10 protein-coding genes, 1 tRNA gene and 11 pseudogenes are annotated in these 17,187 nt (G+C 71.7%); 2 read left to right on the plus strand and 20 right to left on the minus strand.

What is annotated here, in order from left to right; genetic code table 11:
- Positions 1 to 46 precede the first annotated feature (46 nt).
- The 8 genes and pseudogenes from FF86_RS40530 to FF86_RS04835 form a co-directional block, all read right to left on the minus strand.
- On the minus strand, positions 47 to 1,183 hold the full coding sequence (locus FF86_RS40530) for a DUF881 domain-containing protein (RefSeq protein ID WP_242418194.1): 1,137 nt from the start codon (positions 1,181 to 1,183) through the stop codon (positions 47 to 49).
- Between the two features lie 2 nt (positions 1,184 to 1,185).
- Positions 1,186 to 1,518 carry a DUF1290 domain-containing protein gene (locus FF86_RS04810; protein WP_044883652.1) on the minus strand — a complete coding sequence of 111 codons (333 nt, stop codon included), beginning with the start codon at positions 1,516 to 1,518 and terminating at the stop codon, positions 1,186 to 1,188.
- On the minus strand, positions 1,515 to 2,360 hold the full coding sequence (locus tag FF86_RS04815; RefSeq protein ID WP_242418195.1) for a DUF881 domain-containing protein: 846 nt from the start codon (positions 2,358 to 2,360) through the stop codon (positions 1,515 to 1,517). Before FF86_RS04815 ends, FF86_RS04810 begins: the two co-directional genes overlap by 4 nt.
- Before the next feature lie 555 nt (positions 2,361 to 2,915).
- A pseudogene (locus FF86_RS40535) lies at positions 2,916 to 4,427 on the minus strand (mannose-1-phosphate guanyltransferase); the annotation flags it as partial.
- Between the two features lies 1 nt (position 4,428).
- Positions 4,429 to 5,402, minus strand: a pseudogene (locus FF86_RS40540) (sugar phosphate nucleotidyltransferase); the annotation flags it as partial.
- A gap of 18 nt (positions 5,403 to 5,420) precedes the next feature.
- The gene (locus FF86_RS04825; RefSeq protein ID WP_044883650.1) at positions 5,421 to 6,110 is read right to left on the minus strand and encodes a CDP-alcohol phosphatidyltransferase family protein; all 690 of its coding nucleotides are present in this window, start codon (positions 6,108 to 6,110) and stop codon (positions 5,421 to 5,423) included.
- 231 nt (positions 6,111 to 6,341) lie between these two features.
- On the minus strand, positions 6,342 to 7,430 hold the full coding sequence (locus FF86_RS04830; RefSeq protein ID WP_044883649.1) for an NlpC/P60 family protein: 1,089 nt from the start codon (positions 7,428 to 7,430) through the stop codon (positions 6,342 to 6,344).
- A 970-nt stretch (positions 7,431 to 8,400) separates the two neighbouring features.
- Positions 8,401 to 9,453 (minus strand): annotated as a pseudogene (locus FF86_RS04835) (class F sortase); the annotation flags it as partial.
- Positions 9,454 to 9,523: 70 nt separating this feature from the next.
- Here FF86_RS04835 and FF86_RS04840 point away from each other — a divergent pair.
- Both FF86_RS04840 and FF86_RS04845 read left to right on the plus strand, forming a co-directional pair.
- Positions 9,524 to 10,201, plus strand: coding sequence for a hypothetical protein (locus FF86_RS04840; RefSeq protein ID WP_044883648.1), 678 nt, complete (start codon positions 9,524 to 9,526; stop codon positions 10,199 to 10,201).
- Positions 10,202 to 10,370: 169 nt separating this feature from the next.
- Positions 10,371 to 10,444: transfer RNA gene (locus tag FF86_RS04845), tRNA-Pro, on the plus strand.
- Positions 10,445 to 10,790: 346 nt separating this feature from the next.
- On the opposite strand, the gene pyrF is transcribed toward FF86_RS04845, so the two are convergent.
- The 12 genes and pseudogenes from pyrF to FF86_RS65190 form a co-directional block, all read right to left on the minus strand.
- The gene (gene pyrF, locus FF86_RS04850) at positions 10,791 to 11,687 is read right to left on the minus strand and encodes an orotidine-5'-phosphate decarboxylase (RefSeq protein WP_044883696.1); all 897 of its coding nucleotides are present in this window, start codon (positions 11,685 to 11,687) and stop codon (positions 10,791 to 10,793) included.
- 825 nt (positions 11,688 to 12,512) lie between these two features.
- Positions 12,513 to 12,686, minus strand: a pseudogene (locus tag FF86_RS40550) (ATP-binding cassette domain-containing protein); the annotation flags it as partial.
- A 1-nt stretch (position 12,687) separates the two neighbouring features.
- Positions 12,688 to 13,121 (minus strand): annotated as a pseudogene (locus FF86_RS40555) (ABC transporter ATP-binding protein); the annotation flags it as partial.
- Positions 13,118 to 13,240 (minus strand): iron chelate uptake ABC transporter family permease subunit (locus tag FF86_RS65150; protein ID WP_396229778.1); only part of this gene is annotated, 123 nt, incomplete at its 5' end. The pseudogene FF86_RS40555 and the gene FF86_RS65150, both read right to left, overlap by 4 nt.
- A 1-nt stretch (position 13,241) precedes the next feature.
- A pseudogene (locus FF86_RS65155) lies at positions 13,242 to 13,612 on the minus strand (iron chelate uptake ABC transporter family permease subunit); the annotation flags it as partial.
- Position 13,613: 1 nt separating this feature from the next.
- Positions 13,614 to 14,161: pseudogene (locus FF86_RS65160) on the minus strand (iron chelate uptake ABC transporter family permease subunit); the annotation flags it as partial.
- Positions 14,161 to 14,576 (minus strand): FecCD family ABC transporter permease (locus FF86_RS65165; protein ID WP_396229774.1); only part of this gene is annotated, 416 nt, incomplete at its 5' end. The gene FF86_RS65165 and the pseudogene FF86_RS65160, both read right to left, overlap by 1 nt.
- 1 nt (position 14,577) lies before the next feature.
- Positions 14,578 to 14,725 (minus strand): annotated as a pseudogene (locus FF86_RS65170) (iron chelate uptake ABC transporter family permease subunit); the annotation flags it as partial.
- A 1-nt stretch (position 14,726) separates the two neighbouring features.
- Positions 14,727 to 14,935 (minus strand): annotated as a pseudogene (locus tag FF86_RS65175) (iron chelate uptake ABC transporter family permease subunit); the annotation flags it as partial.
- 1 nt (position 14,936) lies between these two features.
- Positions 14,937 to 15,210 (minus strand): annotated as a pseudogene (locus FF86_RS65180) (iron chelate uptake ABC transporter family permease subunit); the annotation flags it as partial.
- 53 nt (positions 15,211 to 15,263) lie between these two features.
- Positions 15,264 to 16,558 (minus strand): annotated as a pseudogene (locus tag FF86_RS65185) (phytanoyl-CoA dioxygenase family protein); the annotation flags it as partial.
- Positions 16,555 to 17,186 (minus strand): hypothetical protein (locus FF86_RS65190; protein ID WP_396229775.1); only part of this gene is annotated, 632 nt, incomplete at its 5' end. The gene FF86_RS65190 and the pseudogene FF86_RS65185, both read right to left, overlap by 4 nt.
- Position 17,187: the final 1 nt, after the last annotated feature.

Genomic DNA, 17,187 nt, shown 5'->3' on the forward strand with positions numbered 1-17,187 from the left:
GCCGTCGTTCCAACCCCGTCGCCAGGCAACCCGCGCGGCGGCGGAGCTATCCGGCCGGGCGAGCGTAGCGGGGGCTGGGAGCGGGTCGCAGCGCACGGATCTCGAGATGCCCGAGGGTCCGGACGCTGGCCTGCGCCCCGTCCCGCGCCGCTACCGTATCGAGCACCCCACCCGGGATCCGCAGCGCCTGGTCGAGGGTGTGGGCATCACCGACCACCCGAAGGACGTAGGGCGCAGCGACCGACCTCCCGTCCACGATCAGCCCGTGCCCCGGCTCGTCGGCGACGTAGGTCGACACGACCGCCCGCACGCCGGCGATCTCGATGGCCTCCGCGCCCGCGTCGCGCAGTTCCTGCAGCGCGTCGACGAGCACCGAGGCGTCGACCGCCCGGTGCGGGTCCCGGATGGTCAGCTCCAGCCCGGGCCCGTCGACCGGCACCGTCCCGGCGAGGATCGCCAGCTCGTCGGCCCGGGCGCGCTCGGCGTCCGCCCCGCCGCCCGACTCGGCGCCCCGCCCGCCGGCCGGCCCCGACGCCCCGCCCGGTGCCGGCGACGCCCCCGGCGATCCCGCCCCGGCTGTCCCGGCCGCCTCTCGGCGCAGGCGCCCCTCCTGCGACGCGAGCGCCCGGTTCTCGGCACCGATCGCGCCGAGGCTGGCAGCGAGCTCGTCCGGGCGGGCCGTGGCCAGGGAGAACGACGGGTCCGCCGAACGCGCCGCGACGACCCCGCCGAATCCGAGCGCGGCCAGCAGGACGAGGGTCACCGCCCGGCTCAGCCGCATCCTCGGCGGCCCCGATCCCGCCCCGGGCTGCGCGGGAGTCGTCGCCCCGGCCACGTCGCCGGTGCCTGGCTCACCCGCAACGGCCTGCGCGGCTCGGGCGACCGCACCGCCGACGGCTGGCTCCCCGTCACCCTCGACCTGCTGGACGCCATCCCCCCCGTCCTCAGCGGATTGCGGATGAGCGGGCTCCGGAACAGCGGGCTCCGCTACGGCGGCCTCCGGGACGGCGGGCTCCGGGACGGCGGGCTCCGGGGGGACGAGGGGCTCCGGGACGGCGGGTTGTGGGACGTCCGGCTCGCCAGCCGTCGACGGCGCCGGGTCCGTGCCAGCGCCGGCAACCGGCTCGGCCGGGGATTCGCCGGCGGGCTCGGGCCGGGAGGGCCGCGCCGCGCTCGCCGTCATCGTCAGAGCCTGATCAGCGCGCGGCGCAGGACCGTCGCGGTCGTGAAGATCCGGATGCCCAGCACGACGACGACCGCCGTCGACAGCGCACCGCCGAGGCCGATCAGGTCGCCGAGCAGCACGAGCAGGACGGCGATCACCACGTTGGAGGCGAACGAGACGATGAACTCACGGTCGTCGAACGTCCGCTCGACGAGCGACCGCGCGGCGCCGAGGGCAGCGTCGACCGCCGCCACGACCGCGACCGGCAGGTAGGGGTCCAACCAGTCCGGAGCGCTCGGTCCCAGCAGCAGTCCGGCCACCACACCCAGCACGAGGGCCAGCAGGGGAATCATGATCCGCTCCGTCGGGCATGACGCAGCACCGGTGACGGCGCCGCGGGCAGGGTCAGGGACGCGGCGATGGACGCCGTCAGTGAGGTCACGGGGGAACCGGGACGGTGGCGCAGCCGGTCGACCACCGCCGACTGTTCCACCCGCCGCACCAGCCGAAGCGGATCACCGACAGCCTCGACCGAGTACGGCGCAAGCACGGGAACGAAATTGATCAGCACGATGTCCCCCGCCGCCCGGATCGCACTGAGCGCCGTCAGCCGCACCCCGTTGATCGCGATCGCCTCGGCCCCGGAGATCCACAGCACGTTCACCAGGTCGGCGAGGTCGTGATCCTGGATGCGCCCCGGGGCGGGTGCGCCCGAGGCGGCCGTCGGCCCGGTCTGGTGCGGGCGGGGGGTACCGGACGCCGACACCCGGGGATCCGCGGCGCCGGAGCCGCCGGCCAGCCGGTCGTTGACGATGATCCGCACGCCGGGGCCCGTCACCGCGGCCGAACCCGTCATGGGACCGAGCGCCGCGACGTCCGCGACGGCGCGAGCCTGGTCGCGCTGGGCGCGGCGGCGCTGTTCGCGGGTCACCGCGAGCTGCGACCGCAGCCGCCCGACCCGGTCCTCGGTGCCCGTCAGGGCCGTGGAGCGCTCGCCGACCTGCGCGCGCAGGATCACCGCGAGCCGGTCTCGGGCGTCGGCGGTCACTGCGGCACGCCGCGCCCCGAGCGCGATCACACCACCGAGCACGGCCAACACCAGGGCCAGGGCCAGGGCTCGCCGCCACCCCCAGCACCCCGCCACCCGGCGCACGCGAGCCGACACGTCGCGAGCCGGCACGTCGCGAGCCGGCACGTCGGTGGATCGCGGGAGTGGGCGATCGAGGAGTGCGGCGAGCTCGGCGGGCAGGGGCTCCAGTGCTCCGGGCAGGCCTCGGGCTGCGGACGTCCCGGGTCGGCCGGCGGGGCAATTCGCCCCTCGCCATGGCCATCCGGTCCGATCCCGCACATTCGGCATTCTGACCGACCGGGAGCTCACCGCCGCCGACCGCGGTGCCACCGCGCGCGCCGTGGCCGGCCGAGAAACCCGTCGACTCGCCGAGTCAGCCTCCAGTAACGGATCGATTACGCAGACGTGCCGAGGGCTGTGTACGATTTTCCAGCCGAAAACCGCGCACAGCCCTCGGCACCATTGCGTCGAATTACCCTGGGCAAGGGTACAGCAGCGCACCGTGCATGGCGGACGGGTGGGATGAGGCGCCGCCGGCACGCAGACGCGGACGGCCCGCGTGGGACGGCCGCGGGAGGCGGCCGCGTGGGAGTCGCGGGGATGGCGGGCACGGGACGACCCGCGGGAGGCGGCCGGTGTGGGAGCCGCGGGAGGCGGCCGGTGTGGAGCCGCGGGGCGGTTCTACGGTGCCTCGACCACTTCGGCCCAGTGGCGCAGGAGCTGGTGGGCCTCGTTCAGGTCGGCCCCCTCGGCCCACAGGTGCGTGACGGCCTCGCTGGGATCGGGCAGCACCAGCACCCAGGAGCCGTCGGGGGAGACGATGCGCACCCCGTCGGTGGTGTCGAGGGTCTGGTCGGCGTCCGGATCGACGGACTCCACGATGCGGCGCATGACCGTGCCCTTCGCCGCCCACGGGGTGGGCACGGAGCGGCGCAGGATGGCGATGGACGGGATCCGGGCGTCGATGGCGGACAGCGTCAGCCGGGTCCGCGCGACGAGGGTCAGCAGCTTCACGAACGCCGCGAGCCCGTCAATGGCGGGGGCGAACTCGCCGACGACGAAGCCGCCCCGGCCGTCGGCGGCAAAGACGACGCCCTCCTCGCGGGCGACGCGGGTCAGCGCCGCCGCCGACAGGGAGGTCCGGCGCACGGTCAGCCCGTGGAAGTGGGTCACCTGGTCGGCCACCCGGGTGGTGGTGACCGGCAGGGCGACCTCGGCGCCCCGGTTCTCGGCGGCCACGAGGTCGAGGAAGACCAGCAGCGCCCGGTCGTCGTCGATGAGGTCGCCGCGCTCGTCGACGATGGCGATGCGCTCGCCGACGTGGTCGAAGCGCACCCCGAAGGCCGCGCCGGAGCTGGCGACCAGGGCGCCGAGCCGGTCGGTCGCCCGCAGGTCGTCGGCGGCGCTGTGGGCCGGGATGATCTCGTCGACCCGCCCGTTGACGGTCAGCACGTCGACGCCGAGCCGGCCGAGCAGGGTGGGCAGCACGAGCGAGGCGGAGCCGCCGGAGGGATCAACGACGATCTTCAGGTCCGCCTCGGCGAGGCCGGCGGTGTCGACCCGGTCGAGCAGGTCCTGGATGTAGAGGTCCAGGGTGCGGGCGGGGAAGCGCAGGTCGCCGATCTCGCCGGGGAAGGCGCGGCGGAAGTCCTGCCGGGAGAAGACCCGGTCGAGCTTGCGCTGGGCGGCCGGGGACAGGTCGTCGCCGTCGGCGTCGAGGAAGAGGATGTCGATGCGTTCCGGGTCGCCGGGGGCGGTGCGCACCATGATCCCGCCGGCCGCGTTGGAGGAACGGACGTCGAACCGGGTGACCGGCATCGGCGACACCTCGAGGTCGCGGATGTTGATGGCCCCGGCGGTCAGCGCGCTGATGACGGCCCGCTTGAGGGCGCGGGCGGCCCGGGAACCGTCGCGCGCCGTGGTGACGGTGGCACCCTTCTTCAGGGTGGTGGCGTAGGCGCCGGCGATGCGGACGACGAGCTCGGGGGTGATCTCGGCGTTGATCAGCCCGGACACGCCGCGCGGGCCGAACAGGGAGCGCTGGCCGCGGGACTCCCAGATGACCGAGGTGTTGACGACCGCGCCGGCCTCGATCGTCTTGAACGGGTAGATCTTCACGTCGTGGGAGACGAACGCCTCCTCCCGCACGACGCACTCGTCGCCGATGACGGCGCCCTCCTCGATCCGGGCCGCNCGCAGCACGTCGGTGCTCTTGCCGATGACGCAGCCGCGCAGGTTGGTCTGCGGGCCGATCAGCGCGTTGTCCTGGACGATCGCCCGGTGCAGGAAGGCACCGCTCTTGACCAGGACGTTGCTGCCGAGCACGGTGAACTCCCGCAGCTCGGCGCCGGCCTCCACCTTGCTGTAGTCGCCGACGACGAGCGGGCCCTTGAGGATGGCGTCGGGATGGACCTCGGCGTCCTCGCCGACCCACACGCCGGGCGAGACCTCGAACCCGTCGATCTCCACGTCGACCTGCCGGTTGAGCACGTCGGCCTGGGCGCGCAGAAAGCTCGCGATGGTGCCGACGTCCTCCCAGTAGCCGGCCGCGACGTAGCCGAACACCGGCGCGCCGGCCTCGACGAGGCGGGGGAAGACGTCGCCGGACCAGTCGACCGCCTCGCCGGGCGGCACGTGCGCGAGGACCTCGGGTTCCATCACGTAGATCCCGGTGTTGACCGTGTCGGAGAAGACCTGCCCCCAGGTCGGCTTCTCCAGGAAACGCTGGATGCGCCCGTCCTCGCCGGTGATGACGATGCCGAACTCCAGCGGGTCGGGCACCGACTTGAGCGCCACGGTGACCAGGGCGCCCTGGCGACGGTGGAAGGCGACGAGGTCGGTGAGGTCGATGTCGGTCAGCGCGTCCCCGCTGATGACGAGGAACGCCTCGTCACGCAGGGCGTCCTCGGCGTTCTTCACGCTGCCGGCGGTGCCCAGCGGGGTCGTCTCCGTCGCGTACGACAGGTGCATGCCGAGCTCGTCGCCGGCGCCGAAGTAGGTGCGGATCATCGAGGCCAGGAACTGGACCGTCACGACCGTCTCATCGAAGCCGTGCCGCTTGAGCAGCCGCAGCACATGCTCCATGATCGGCCGGTTGACGACGGGCAGCAGCGGCTTGGGCAGGTTGGCGGTCAGGGGACGCAGCCGGGTGCCCTCGCCACCCGCCATGACGACGGCTCTCACCGCTTACCTCCCGCTCTCGCCGGCCCCGGGGTGGGCGCCGGTCGGGTCGTGGGCGCCGGTCGGGGGCTGGCCGCCGGTCCGGGTGTGGGCCCGGTAGCGCCGGGCGAGCTGGCCGGCCTGCACGAAGTAGAGCAGGCCGGACCACCAGTACAGGGCAGTACCCCAGATCGCGAACGCCCAGCCGAGCGGGCGGGCCGCGGTCGCCAGCCACGAGTCCCCGGCGGAGAGCAGCAACAACGGGAAGGCGTAGAGCAGGTTGAACGTCGCCGCCTTACCGAGGTAGTGCACGGGCAGGGCGACACCCACGCCGATGCGGCGCAGCAGCGGTGGCAGGGCGAGCAGCGCCACGTCCCGGGCCAGCAGCAGGACGGCGAGCCAGATCGGCACGATGTCGCGCACGGTCAGCGCGATGATCGTGGAGAGGATGTAGAGGCGGTCGGCGAGCGGGTCGAGCAGCACCCCGAGGCGGCTGGTCTGGTTGAGCGCGCGGGCGAGCTTGCCGTCGAGGTAGTCGCTGACCCCGGCGAACGCGAGGATCCCCAGCGCCGCGCCGTCCGCCTCCGGCCCGAGCACCAGCCAGAGAAACACCGGCACTCCGAGCAGCCGCAGCGCCGACAGCGCGTTGGGGATCGTCCACACCCGGTCCGGCGGCGCCGGCTCGGACGCCGTGGGCTGCGGGGTGGGCGCGGTCATGCGACGTCCCTCCTCCACCGGCGCTTCGACCGGCTCGGCGGCAGGTGCCGCGAGGTGCGGTGAGCGGCCGCCCACCGCGCCCGGTGCGCCCGCGGGTCCCGCCGCGGGCACGGCGCCGCCCGGGGCCGCCCGGTCGCGCGCGGGCGCCCGATCGGCAGTCCGGACAGGGCTGACGCTAGCGGATGGCCGTCGCCACCGGACCGTCGGACCCGGCGGCGCCGCCCGGCGCCGTCAGTGGATGCGGCCGACCTTGTAGGTGGAGCTGTAGATGGGACGCAGCGAGACGACGCCGCCGGTCTGCGGCGCGGCCCACATGTAGCCGTTCCCGGCGTAGATGCCGACATGGTAGATGTTGCCCGGGGTGCCGTAGAAGATCAGATCGCCGGGCTGCTTGCCGGACTGCGGCACCTTGGTCGAGACGTTGTACTGCCCCTGCGCGGTGCGCGGCAGGGACCGGCCGAGCTGCTTGAACACGTACTGGACCAGGCCCGAGCAGTCGAAGGAGTAGGGCCCCTCGGCGCCCCACACGTACGGCTTGCCCTTGTTCAGCGAGGCCAGGTAGACGGCCTTCTCGCCGATCGAGCTGCCCGGGATGACCGTGGGGATGGCCTGGTCGATGACCGACCCGGAGCCGGATCCACCGAGGCCGGCCGCGCCGCGCAACGGGCTGGTGATCGTCACGGTGGCGGCGCCGGCGAGAGAGGGCCGCAGCGCGTTCGATCCGTCGAAGACGGCGGTGATGGTCGTGGTGGACAGCAGCCGGGCGGTGATCTGGGCGGTCCCGTTGGCGTCGGTGTGCAGGCGCGTCGAAGTCTGCCACTGCGGCCCGTTCACGACCACGATGCGAACGTCCTGACCCGACAGGGGGGCGCCGCTGTCGGCCTCGGTGGCGCGCACCGTCAGCACGACGGGGGTGTTCGGCGCGACGGCCGACTTGTCCGCGGTGATGGAGACGTTGGTGAAGACCGGGTCGTGGTCGGCGATCGCGGTGGCCAGCGGCGCGAGGGTGCGCGCCCTGGTCAGGTCGCCGACGGCCCCGTGCCCGCCGACCATCGCGGCCTCGTGGATCGGCGTCGCGCCCGCGTCCAGGGAGGCCGCACCGTCGGTCCCGCCGGGCACGGTCGCGGCGAAGGCGGCCGTCGACGCGGCGAGCGTCCCGGTCGTGAACGCGGCGATGGTGGCGGCCCGCCGGGGCGGGGGGGTGGTACGGCGGCGGACCGCGCCGGAGCCTGAGGAGGTATGGGGCGCCGGCGGCCGCTGGCGGCTGCGGACGAACTGTTCCCAGTCCTCCGGCAGCCAGGCCATACCACGACGGGGCAAGGCGTGTCCTTCCCGTGCGCCTACGAGGTGAGCTGCCGGGATTCGGGCCGGGGAGCCCGGTGCCGGCCGCGCGGACCTATCGGCTCCACCCCTGGGAGCGGCGCCGCCTGCGGCAACCGCCTCCAGGACCATGGGTCCCCCGCGCCTGCCCCGACATACTCGGAGGGGTCGCCGAACCGGGGGCAGGACTAGGCGCATCGGTCCGACGGGTATCGCTGTTCGCATGGCACGTAACCAGCACCGCCTATTCCAGGCATCGATGAACGGCCGGAACAGAAGTGCTGTCGATGACCATAATGGACATACCAGCAGGGTCGGCAACCACCCTGAACCCAACGCTCGGACACGCCATCGGAAAGCGCCCGCCCCTCAGCAAGTCGTGCCCCCACGCTCACTTCTCGTGACGACGACCGGGTGGCGGCACCCCTCGACCCGCGCCTTCGTGACAGTCGGCTCGCCACACACAACCCTCCGCCTACCGTTCCGCGCCTCGAGTGACGCTGCGCAGGTGATCCAGCGAGCCACCCCGGGGCAGCCGGAATCGGGGTCCCCACCGGTTCCGCGAACCGCGGGAAAGGCGTCGTTCCGGGACCGGACGGGCGGCACGCCACCCCCTTGCCGGACGCCGTGCGCACAACGAAGGACGGACGTCGCCGCGCGCCGCGCGGCGCGCGGTGAAAAGCGGAACGGTCAGCCGCCGGATCGACCCGGGGGAATTCCCTGACCTACCCGCACAGCCACCACGGGGACGGCCGGCGCCGCCGGATCAGGGAATTCCCTGACCCACGCCCACACCCGCCGCGGGGACGGCCGGCGCCGCCGGGACCGCACCGCGGGTACCCGTCGGGACGGGTACCCCCGCCGCCGGCGGGGCGGCACCCGAACTCGCGCCCGGCGGCACCAACGTGCCAGCGCGCACCGTCGACGGGGGAACGGTCGAAGGGGGAACCGCGGCGGCGCGGGCGGGTGNAACGGCAGCCTGAGCAGGCGGGACGGCGGGCGCACCGGGAGCGGGACCGGCGAAGGTGTCCGCGTGCGCGTAGACCACGACGTTGTTGAGGTAGTGCTTGGTCTTGTGGTCGAAGGCGCCGCCGCAGGTGATCAGGCGCAGCTCCGGACGGGTTACCGGCCCGTAGACCCGCTGGCTCGGGAACGCCGCTTTCGACACGTCCTCCTTGCGGTCGACGATGAACGCCTGGGCGGCTCCGGTCCGCCCGGCGACCTCGATTCGGTCGCCGGGGACGAGCTGGGGCAGGCGGTAGAAGACCGCCGGCCCCGTGGTGGAGTCGTAGTGGCCGACGAGGACAGCCGGCCCGATGCCACCCGGCGCGGGACCGCGGTCGAACCAGCCGACGTCGCCCCACGCCTTCGGCACCGCGATCGAGCCGTCCGGGCTCAGACCGAGATGGGTGATCGGCGCGTCGATCCCGATCCGCCGGATACGCAGCCGGGCGGGATCGTTGATGACAATCACCGGCTGCTCGACCAGCACGGGCGGCAGGCCCGTCGTGGGGCCCGCGGGAGCCGGTGGGGGCGGCGGCGGGACGTCTGGCAGGTCGGCCACCACATCCGTCCCGGAACCGCCGCGGACGGCGTCGAGTGCCGGTTCCGCCAGGCGGAATCCGCTGCCGACAATGAGCACCAGGCCCACGAGGAGCAGCCCGCGCCACAGCAGGGGACGCCGCGCGGCGGCGGCGACGGGGACCGGTCCGATGGCAGGCTTCCGGTGGCCGTCGTTGGTCTCGCCTTCCACAGTCCCTCCCGCCCGGTCCGCGCGCCGCTGGCCGTCTACCGCTCGCGCCGCCGGTTCCGCCTGCACCCCGGCCACAACCCCTTCACTGACCGTTACTGTAGCGAGCAAGCCGACCACAATCGGTGATCCTGCATCGACAACCCGGAGGCCGGCCGCCGGCAGCGCCCGCCATCCCGGTCGAGGGCGGGACAGACCGTGAAATCCAGCCGGCCAGGCGGTTCTCGCGCCGGCCGGACCGGTCGCACCACGCCCGGCCCGCTTGACGCGCATCTCCACACGCAGTCGCTATGGTGTCACTCGCAGTGACATTTTGATCACCGTAAGTGAGAGAGGGGACCAGATGAAGAAGGGTATGGGCCGGAGCGCCGCCGTTCTCGCGATGTCGAGTGCAGCGAGCGTCGCCCTCACCTTCGGGCCCGGCCTGGCCGCCGCCCACGCCGTCGACGACAGGAACAACAACAACCGTTGCGACGACAAGAAGGACGACGGTTGGGACATCTTCGGCGACAAGGGCGGCAAGGACGGCAAGGACGGCCGCGACCACAAAGACGGCATCGACAACAAGGACGGCATCGACAACAAGGACGGCGGTAACAGGCTCGACGGCGACAGGCTGGGCCGCGCCGACAACCTCGACGGCAACCGGGACAACGGCAACCGGGACGGCCTGGACGACGGCAAGGACGGCCGGGACCAGGACAAGGACGGCCGGGACCAGGGCAAGGACGGCCGGGACGGCGACTGGTTCAACTGGGATGACAAGGACAAGGACAAGAACCGCGACTGCCCGGTCGGCGTCGGCGCCGGCGTCGTCGCCGGCGTGGGTGTCGGCGGTGTCGGCGGTGTCGGCGGCGCGGGTGTCGGCGGCGTCGGCGGCGGCCCGGGCGGTGTGGCCGCCGGTGGCGGCGGCATGGCCGACCGCGGATCCTCGCCCCTGCTCCCGCTGGCCGGTGCCACCGTCGGCGCCCTGCTGATCGGCGCGGGGGTGGCTCGGCGGCGCGCCCAGGGCGCGGCCTGACCCTTCCCTGTCGCGGCCGACAGCCGCACGGACACCCTCGTGGGTGACGGCCTCGGCCTGGTCCCACGCGGGGCCCGCACACGAGGGTCGGGGGTCGGGGGTCGGGTCGACGCTGACGCGGCCCCCGGTCACCACACCGGGTCGCCGATACGGTAATGTTGCCGTTGTACGGGACGTGGCGCAGCTTGGTAGCGCACCAGACTGGGGGTCTGGGGGTCGCAGGTTCAAATCCTGTCGTCCCGACACGGGTGAGGGGTGAGGTGTGTCTGCGGAGAGCGCAGACCGGGGCCTCACCCTTTATTCATTGCTCGGCTTCGCCTCGCGGGGCTAGGGGGAGCTTCGCTCCACCCTCGCGCTCCCCCTCCCCTGGCGGGATCGGCCGCAGACGATGGTCGGTGGCTTTGGGGGGCGCTCTGCTTCGGCTGATTCTCGGGCCGGCATGTGCGGCAGCCTCGGGGCCGCTCCGTCCCACGGCGACACAAGGCCGCTGAACATCGCCGAAAACGACAGCCCGACCCCCAGCCTGCCAGGCGTGGCACCCTCCTGTAGTCGTCCTGCGTACGACAGGTTTGCGATCAAAGTGGCTGTTTCAGGTGCGGAGTGCGTCGCGAAGGTGCGCCGCGAGGGTCTGGGCGCTGTGTCGCAGACGCGATGGGTCCGGCCCGACGGCGAGCAGCGACCGGGACGCGGAGGCGAGAACGCGATCGGGACAATCGGCGAAGCACGCCGCGACTGTCGCGGGTGTGGCGCCCTGGGCGCCGACTCCCGGTGCGAGGAACAACCCGTTCATCGCGCGGAGATCGAAGTCCGTCGGAGGTCCGTGCGTGGGGCCGAACACCGATCCGATCGGGCCGACGCGGCCAGGCGCGAGGCGGTTGTTCTCGGCGGCGATGTTGGCGACCAGGTGCTGTTCGACCGTCACGGTGTCCGCGTGGCGGGCGCTCTGGAGGGCGCGGCCCTCAGCGTTGGATGACCGGGTGACGACGAACACGCCGGCATCACTGGCCACGGCTCGATCCAGGATCGGTTGCATCGCCGCGAAACCGAGATATGGGGTGACGGTGATCGCATCCACCGGAATCCCCGCGTCAGGTCCAAGGTAGGCCTCGGCGTAGGCCTGACTGGTCGAACCGATATCTCCCCGTTTCGCGTCGAGGAGAACCAGCAGACCCGCGCCGCGGCACGACTCGACGAGGCGGGCCAGGCTACGAATTCCTCGCCAGCCATGCCGTTCGTAGAAGGCGGCCTGGGGCTTCACGACGCCCACCGCCCCCACCGAGGCATCGAGGACGATGTCGACGAAACGCTCCAGACCATCCGGAGTGTCCGGCAGACTCCACCCGGTCAACAGATCACCCGACGGGTCAAGCCCGAAGACGAGCGGTCCATACCTACCCACTGCCGTACGGACCCGATCAGCGAAAGGCGCACTGGACGACCCCGGCAGCCCGAACCCGACCGATCCCGCCTTGGACACCAACGACATGGGCACGATCGTGACCCATTCCGTCCGCACGCGCCAGAGCCGGTCCGCCGCCGTTGGGAGAAGCCCAAGCGGGTAGCCAAGCCGGCGGACAAGTGCGGGCGCCAGCGGAGCCCACGTCCAGGCCGGGCCGACGGGGCGGATGGGGCTGGACATGGGCGGACGGACCGGGCCGACCTTGCAAGGCGTTCACGGACGGCGGCGGACGAACGGTCCGGCTTTGGAGGAGAAGGCGGCCCCAGGACGGACTCTCGGCCTGCCGAGCTGGGACCAGACTGGGACCAGACTGGGACCNCACGCTCTACGCATCGGCTCACGAGGGGCTACATCACGCACGCCTGAGGGTGCACGTGCCCGCGCATATCGTGCAATACATCCGCAGACCGGGGCCTCACCCTTTATTCATTGCTCGGCTTCGCCTCGCGGGGCGAGGGGGAGCTTCGCTCCATCCTCGCGCTCCCCCTTCCCCGGGCGAGATCGGTGGGGACCCGTGGTCGGGGGCCTTCTGGTGGTCCTCGCTTCATCCCCACGGTCTCCCTCCCTGGCGGGATCGGTGGGGATAAGGACGGATGTGATCGAGTAGGTTCGGGACTTTTGGGATCTCTGCATCTGTTACTTGCGGGCCGCTGGGACTGGCGTGTGTCCGGGGTTGGGTTTCGGGACACACAGGGGGGTTCCCGTGACCGGGTCGTCGATGATCACCGACTGGATTCCGAAGACTTTCTGGACCACGTCGACTGTCACGATCTCCTGTGGCGGGCCGGCGGCGACGATCTGGCCTTCTCGCATGGCGATGAGGTGATGGGAGTAGCGGGCTGCTTGGTTCANGTCGTGGAGGACCAGGATGACCGTCCGGTTCTGCCGGTCGTTGAGCTCGCGGAGCAGGCCGAGGACCTCGAGCTGGTGCGCGATGTCCAGGAATGTGGTCGGCTCGTCGAGCAGCAGGATCGAGGTGTCCTGCGCGAGCACGAGTGCGATCCATACCCGTTGGCGTTGGCCGCCNGAGAGCTCGTCCACCGGTCGGTCGCGTAGATCGGAGGTGCGGGTGAGTCTCAGCGCCTCCTCGACCGCCTGCTCGTCGGTGACGCTCCATTGCCGACGGAACGTCTGGTGGGGATACCGGCCTCGCGAGACGAGTTCTTCGACGGTGAGGCCTTCGGGAACCGTCGGGCCCTGCGGGAGCAGTCCGAGTCGCTTGGCGATCTCTTTGGAGCGCTGCGCGTGGATCGACTTCCCGTCGAGGAGAACGGTGCCGCTCAGGGGCATCAGCAGCCTGGCGAGTCCGCGGAGCAACGTCGACTTACCGCAACCGTTGGCGCCGACGATCGAGGTGATGAGTCCCGGGGGAAACGTGGTCTGGAGGTCCGTCACGACAGGTGAGCGGCCATACCCCAACGACACATGGTCGACGCCCAGTGCGTGCTCGTTCATCATCATCCCATCCTGGATTCGCCCCTGACCAGCAGGTACAGCAGGTACGGAGCTCCCAGGACGATCGTCACGTAGCCCACGGGAAGCTGCGAGGGCTCGAGGACGCGCTGGGCTGCGTAGTCGGCNAGCAGGAGCAGTAGACCTCCGACACCCATCGCGGTCGGGATGGACGCGACGCTCGCGGTGCCGGTTATCCGACGGGCGATGTGCGGGCTCACGAAGGCCACGAAACCGATCGGACCGGTGACCGACACAGCCACCGCGGCGAGTAACGCGGCGAGGCTGACAGTGGTCAGCTGCAGCCGGCGGATCGGGACACCGAGCGCGGCACCGAGGTCCTCTCCGAGCTGGAGGGTGTTCAACTGGCGGCCGCAGGCGAGGATCGCCGGGGTCAGTAGGGCGAGTGTGCCCGCGGCGATGGCGACTTTGGGCCAGGTGGTCGCGCTCGTGCTTCCAACGAGCCACTGCTCGGCCAGGGCGAGCCGGTCCCGCTCGACNGCGTTCGCCGTCGTGATCAGGTAAGTCACGACCGCGTCGATGAGCGTGTTCAGGCCGATGCCGATGAGGATGAGCCGATACATCGAAAGATCACGCCGCACGCCGAGCACGGCGATGACGAGCAGCGCAGCCATGGCCCCTGCGAACGCCCCGACGGGCAGCATTGCCGTCGGAAGCCCGCGCAGGATCATCCACACGGCGACCACCGCCGACCCCTGGGTGACGCCGATGATGTCGGGTGCGGCCAGGGGATTGCGCGTCAGGGTCTGGAACACCGCGCCGGACAGGGCCAACGCGGCTCCGACGAGCACGCACATCAGCACGCGCGGCAGGCGATGGTCGCGGATGACCAGGATGTCGATGGAGTCGCCGCGGCCGGCAATCGCCTCCACCGTGCGGTTCAGCGGCACCATGTACTCCCCGTACGCGGTGGTGAGAATGACTGCCGCCGTGGTGGCTGCCAGCACCACGAGAAAAAGGATCACCGCACGGGTGCCGACCTGCCGGGAGAACTCCGGCCGGGTGATGCGGACCGGGACCCGCCGCATCACAGGGTCCGTATTCTGCGCCGGCTGACAAGGTAGAGAAACAGGGGGGCGCCGATGGCCGAGATCACCAGTCCGGTCTGGAACTCGGTCGGGCGCTCGATGACCCGTCCGATCACGTCGGTTCCCAGGACGAAGGCCGCTCCGGTGAGCGCGGACAGCGGCAGCAGCCATCGATAGTCGTCGCCGACGATGGTCCGCAGCGCGTTCGGCACCGCAAGGCCCACGAAGGCGATCGGCCCCGCTGCGGCCACCGACGCACCGGCCAGCAGGACAACCGCCACGATGGCCGCCACCTTCGTCACGCCGACCCGTTGTCCCAGGGTTCGCGCGACATCCTCCCCGAGCGACAGGGCATTCAGGGACCGCCCGAGCGTCAGGGCGACGGCCAACCCCAGCGCGACCATGGGCGCGGTTGNGGCGACGACCTTGATACCGCGGCCACCGACGTTCCCGATCACCCAGAACTGAAAGCCTTCCGCCACCTCGGGATTCAGGAACGTGATGATGCCCGTCACCGCGCTGCAGAGCATCGCGGTGATGACGCCGGCCAGCGTGAGGGTGACCNGAGTCGGCCGGCCGCGGGCCAGGACAGATATCACGAACGCCGTGACCGACGCGGCCAGCGCACCGGGAAACGCGAACCACACATACTCCCCGGGCCGCACCGCCCCGAACACACTGATACCGATCACGACGCTCAGCGCGGCACCGGCGTTGATGCCGAAGATACCCGGGTCGGCGAGCGGGTTGCGGGTGAGTCCCTGCACGAGGGTGNCGGCGACCGCGAAGCCGATCCCCACTTCCATGGCCACAAGTACCCGCGGCCCACGGAGGTCGCGGACGATCATGTCCTGTTGCGTGCCCGTGTAGTGAAAGAGGGCGTGGACGAACTGGTCCCAGCCGACCGGAGCGGCGCCCACCCGCAGGCTCACCACGACGGTGAACACGAGCAACACGACGCTTACGACCGCCGTGAGACGACGTCGTAGAGCGAGGTGCGTCGTCGTCACGCCGCTGCCGGTCGACCGAGGTCCAGCGACTGTCGTCATTGTGCAGCGGCTATCGTCATCGATCGATGGTGGCGGAGCCCGCGGTGGCGAGNACGTCCCGGCAGCCCCGCACCGTCGCTCGCCGCCAGCTCCGCCGAATCCCGTCCTCGCCCGGCGGCCGCTGGTGCGCGGACTCCTCGAGATGGTCCAGGCAGGCGAGCTGGGATCGGATCATGCCGGCCAGATCGGCCGAGCCGCCACGCGCGAGGGCGAGGCGCAACGGGACGACCGTCATCAGCTCGGCGACGAGCCGGGTCGGGGTGGCGAGCCATTCCTCGGCGGCCTGCCGGCCTGCTTCGGTGAGGAAGTAGCTGTGCAGGCCCGCGCCGTCGTACCGGGCGGCCCGGTCGGTCCTGGTGATCGCGCCCCGGGCCATCAGGATGTCGACCGCCTGACTGAGGACGTCGGACCGGCTCAGCTGCCCGGGGGACGGCAGCGGAAGATACCGTCCGACCATTCCGGCCGGTGCGAACGCGAACATCAGTTCCCGATACGTCCAGCCGTCGTCCGGTCTGGTCGCCAGCAGGGCCAGAACGCACGACTCGGTGGTGCTCATCGCCTGCGTCCGGTCCCAGGACATTCCCGCTGCCGGCGGCAGCGGGAGGTCCGCGGCCTGCCCCCGGAAGACCACCGCGATCCGCAGATCCGGACCGGTGTTCACCGCGGAGGAATGAACAATGTCCGGTCGGAACAGGACGGCGTCGCCCACCGCGTAGCCCGCCACGTCCCAGCCCTCGTCCGCCACCTGAACGGGTCCGACACCGTGACTGGTCCGGGGATACCGATCCGCGCGTTCCCGGTGTGAACCGGTGTGGAAGGCGAGTGATCCCTCACAGGGCCCGATGTCCGTCAGCGGCACCCAGAGATCGAAGTGATCGCCCGGCCCCCCGATTCCGGCGTCCTGCCAGCCGTCCGCATGACCGATCCATTCCGACCGGTCGGGCGAACTGGCGTCCGGGACCTTCAGGAACGCCGCGGTGTTGGCCCAGAGCAGGCTGGGGCGACCCCACAGGTCCTCGACCACCCGCCGGATATGACCGTCCTGGACCAGGGGCAGGAACACCAGCTCGTCCCGGTACCAGGTGGTCACCCCGGAACCGTTGCGATGGCGCCGGGCGTCCTCGACCCCGCCGGTCCAGCGGACCCGGTCGGCCCCCGCCGGCGACGGCTCGACCAGGCCTTCCGCCTGCAGCGCGGCCACCAGCGGCTGGCGGACCCGCCGGACCAGCTCCGCCGGGAGCACCTGCCGGCCGATCAGCCAGCCGTCGCGCTCCAGCGAACCGTCGCGATCCGGCGAGCCCATCCGCGCCGAGAAGCCGGCCTCGACGCCCGGCGCCTCGATGTTCATCCCACGACCACGGACGCCGCACCCGGTACCAGGGAGCCGGAACCGCCGACCGCGGTCAGCTTCGCGTCGGCGGGCGAGGCCATCAGCGCCTGCGCCAGCTTGGGCGCGACAGGGGCGCAGCCCGTGCTGAAGACCGTGGGCGGAGTCGTCTGGTACTCGGTCTCGGCGGGCGCGAACGTCGCCTTGTCCGCGAGCTTCACGGTGGTTCCGCCCGCGGCTATCTTGATCGTCCCATCCGGCTTGCTGGTTCCAGGGGTCGGGGACACCGACCAGCAGAGCTTGTTCGCCGCCGGATCCACCGCGAGATGGGCGCGACCGCCGCTCCCCAGCGCGGCGTGGAACTCCTTGACGTGGAACGCGTCGGCGATCTCGTCCAGGAGGAACGAGACGCCGATGGGCCCGGTGTCCGTGAACGACTTCGCGACTGACACATGCCCGCTCTTGACGGCGGGGAGGTTCGCGAACAGCGGATTCGCCTTGAACACATCCAGATCCGAGGAGCTCATGCCCGCCGACTGGACCAGCACACCGTCGACGCCGCTAAGCGCCGGCAGCGTCTCCATGCTCAGATCCGTGCTGTAGCACGGCTTCGGCTTCTTGTCGTCGAGACAGCCCGCGTCATAGTCCGN

This window comes from Frankia sp. CpI1-P, from assembly GCF_001421075.1.
In the GTDB taxonomy this organism is placed as follows: domain Bacteria; phylum Actinomycetota; class Actinomycetes; order Frankiales; family Frankiaceae; genus Frankia; species Frankia torreyi.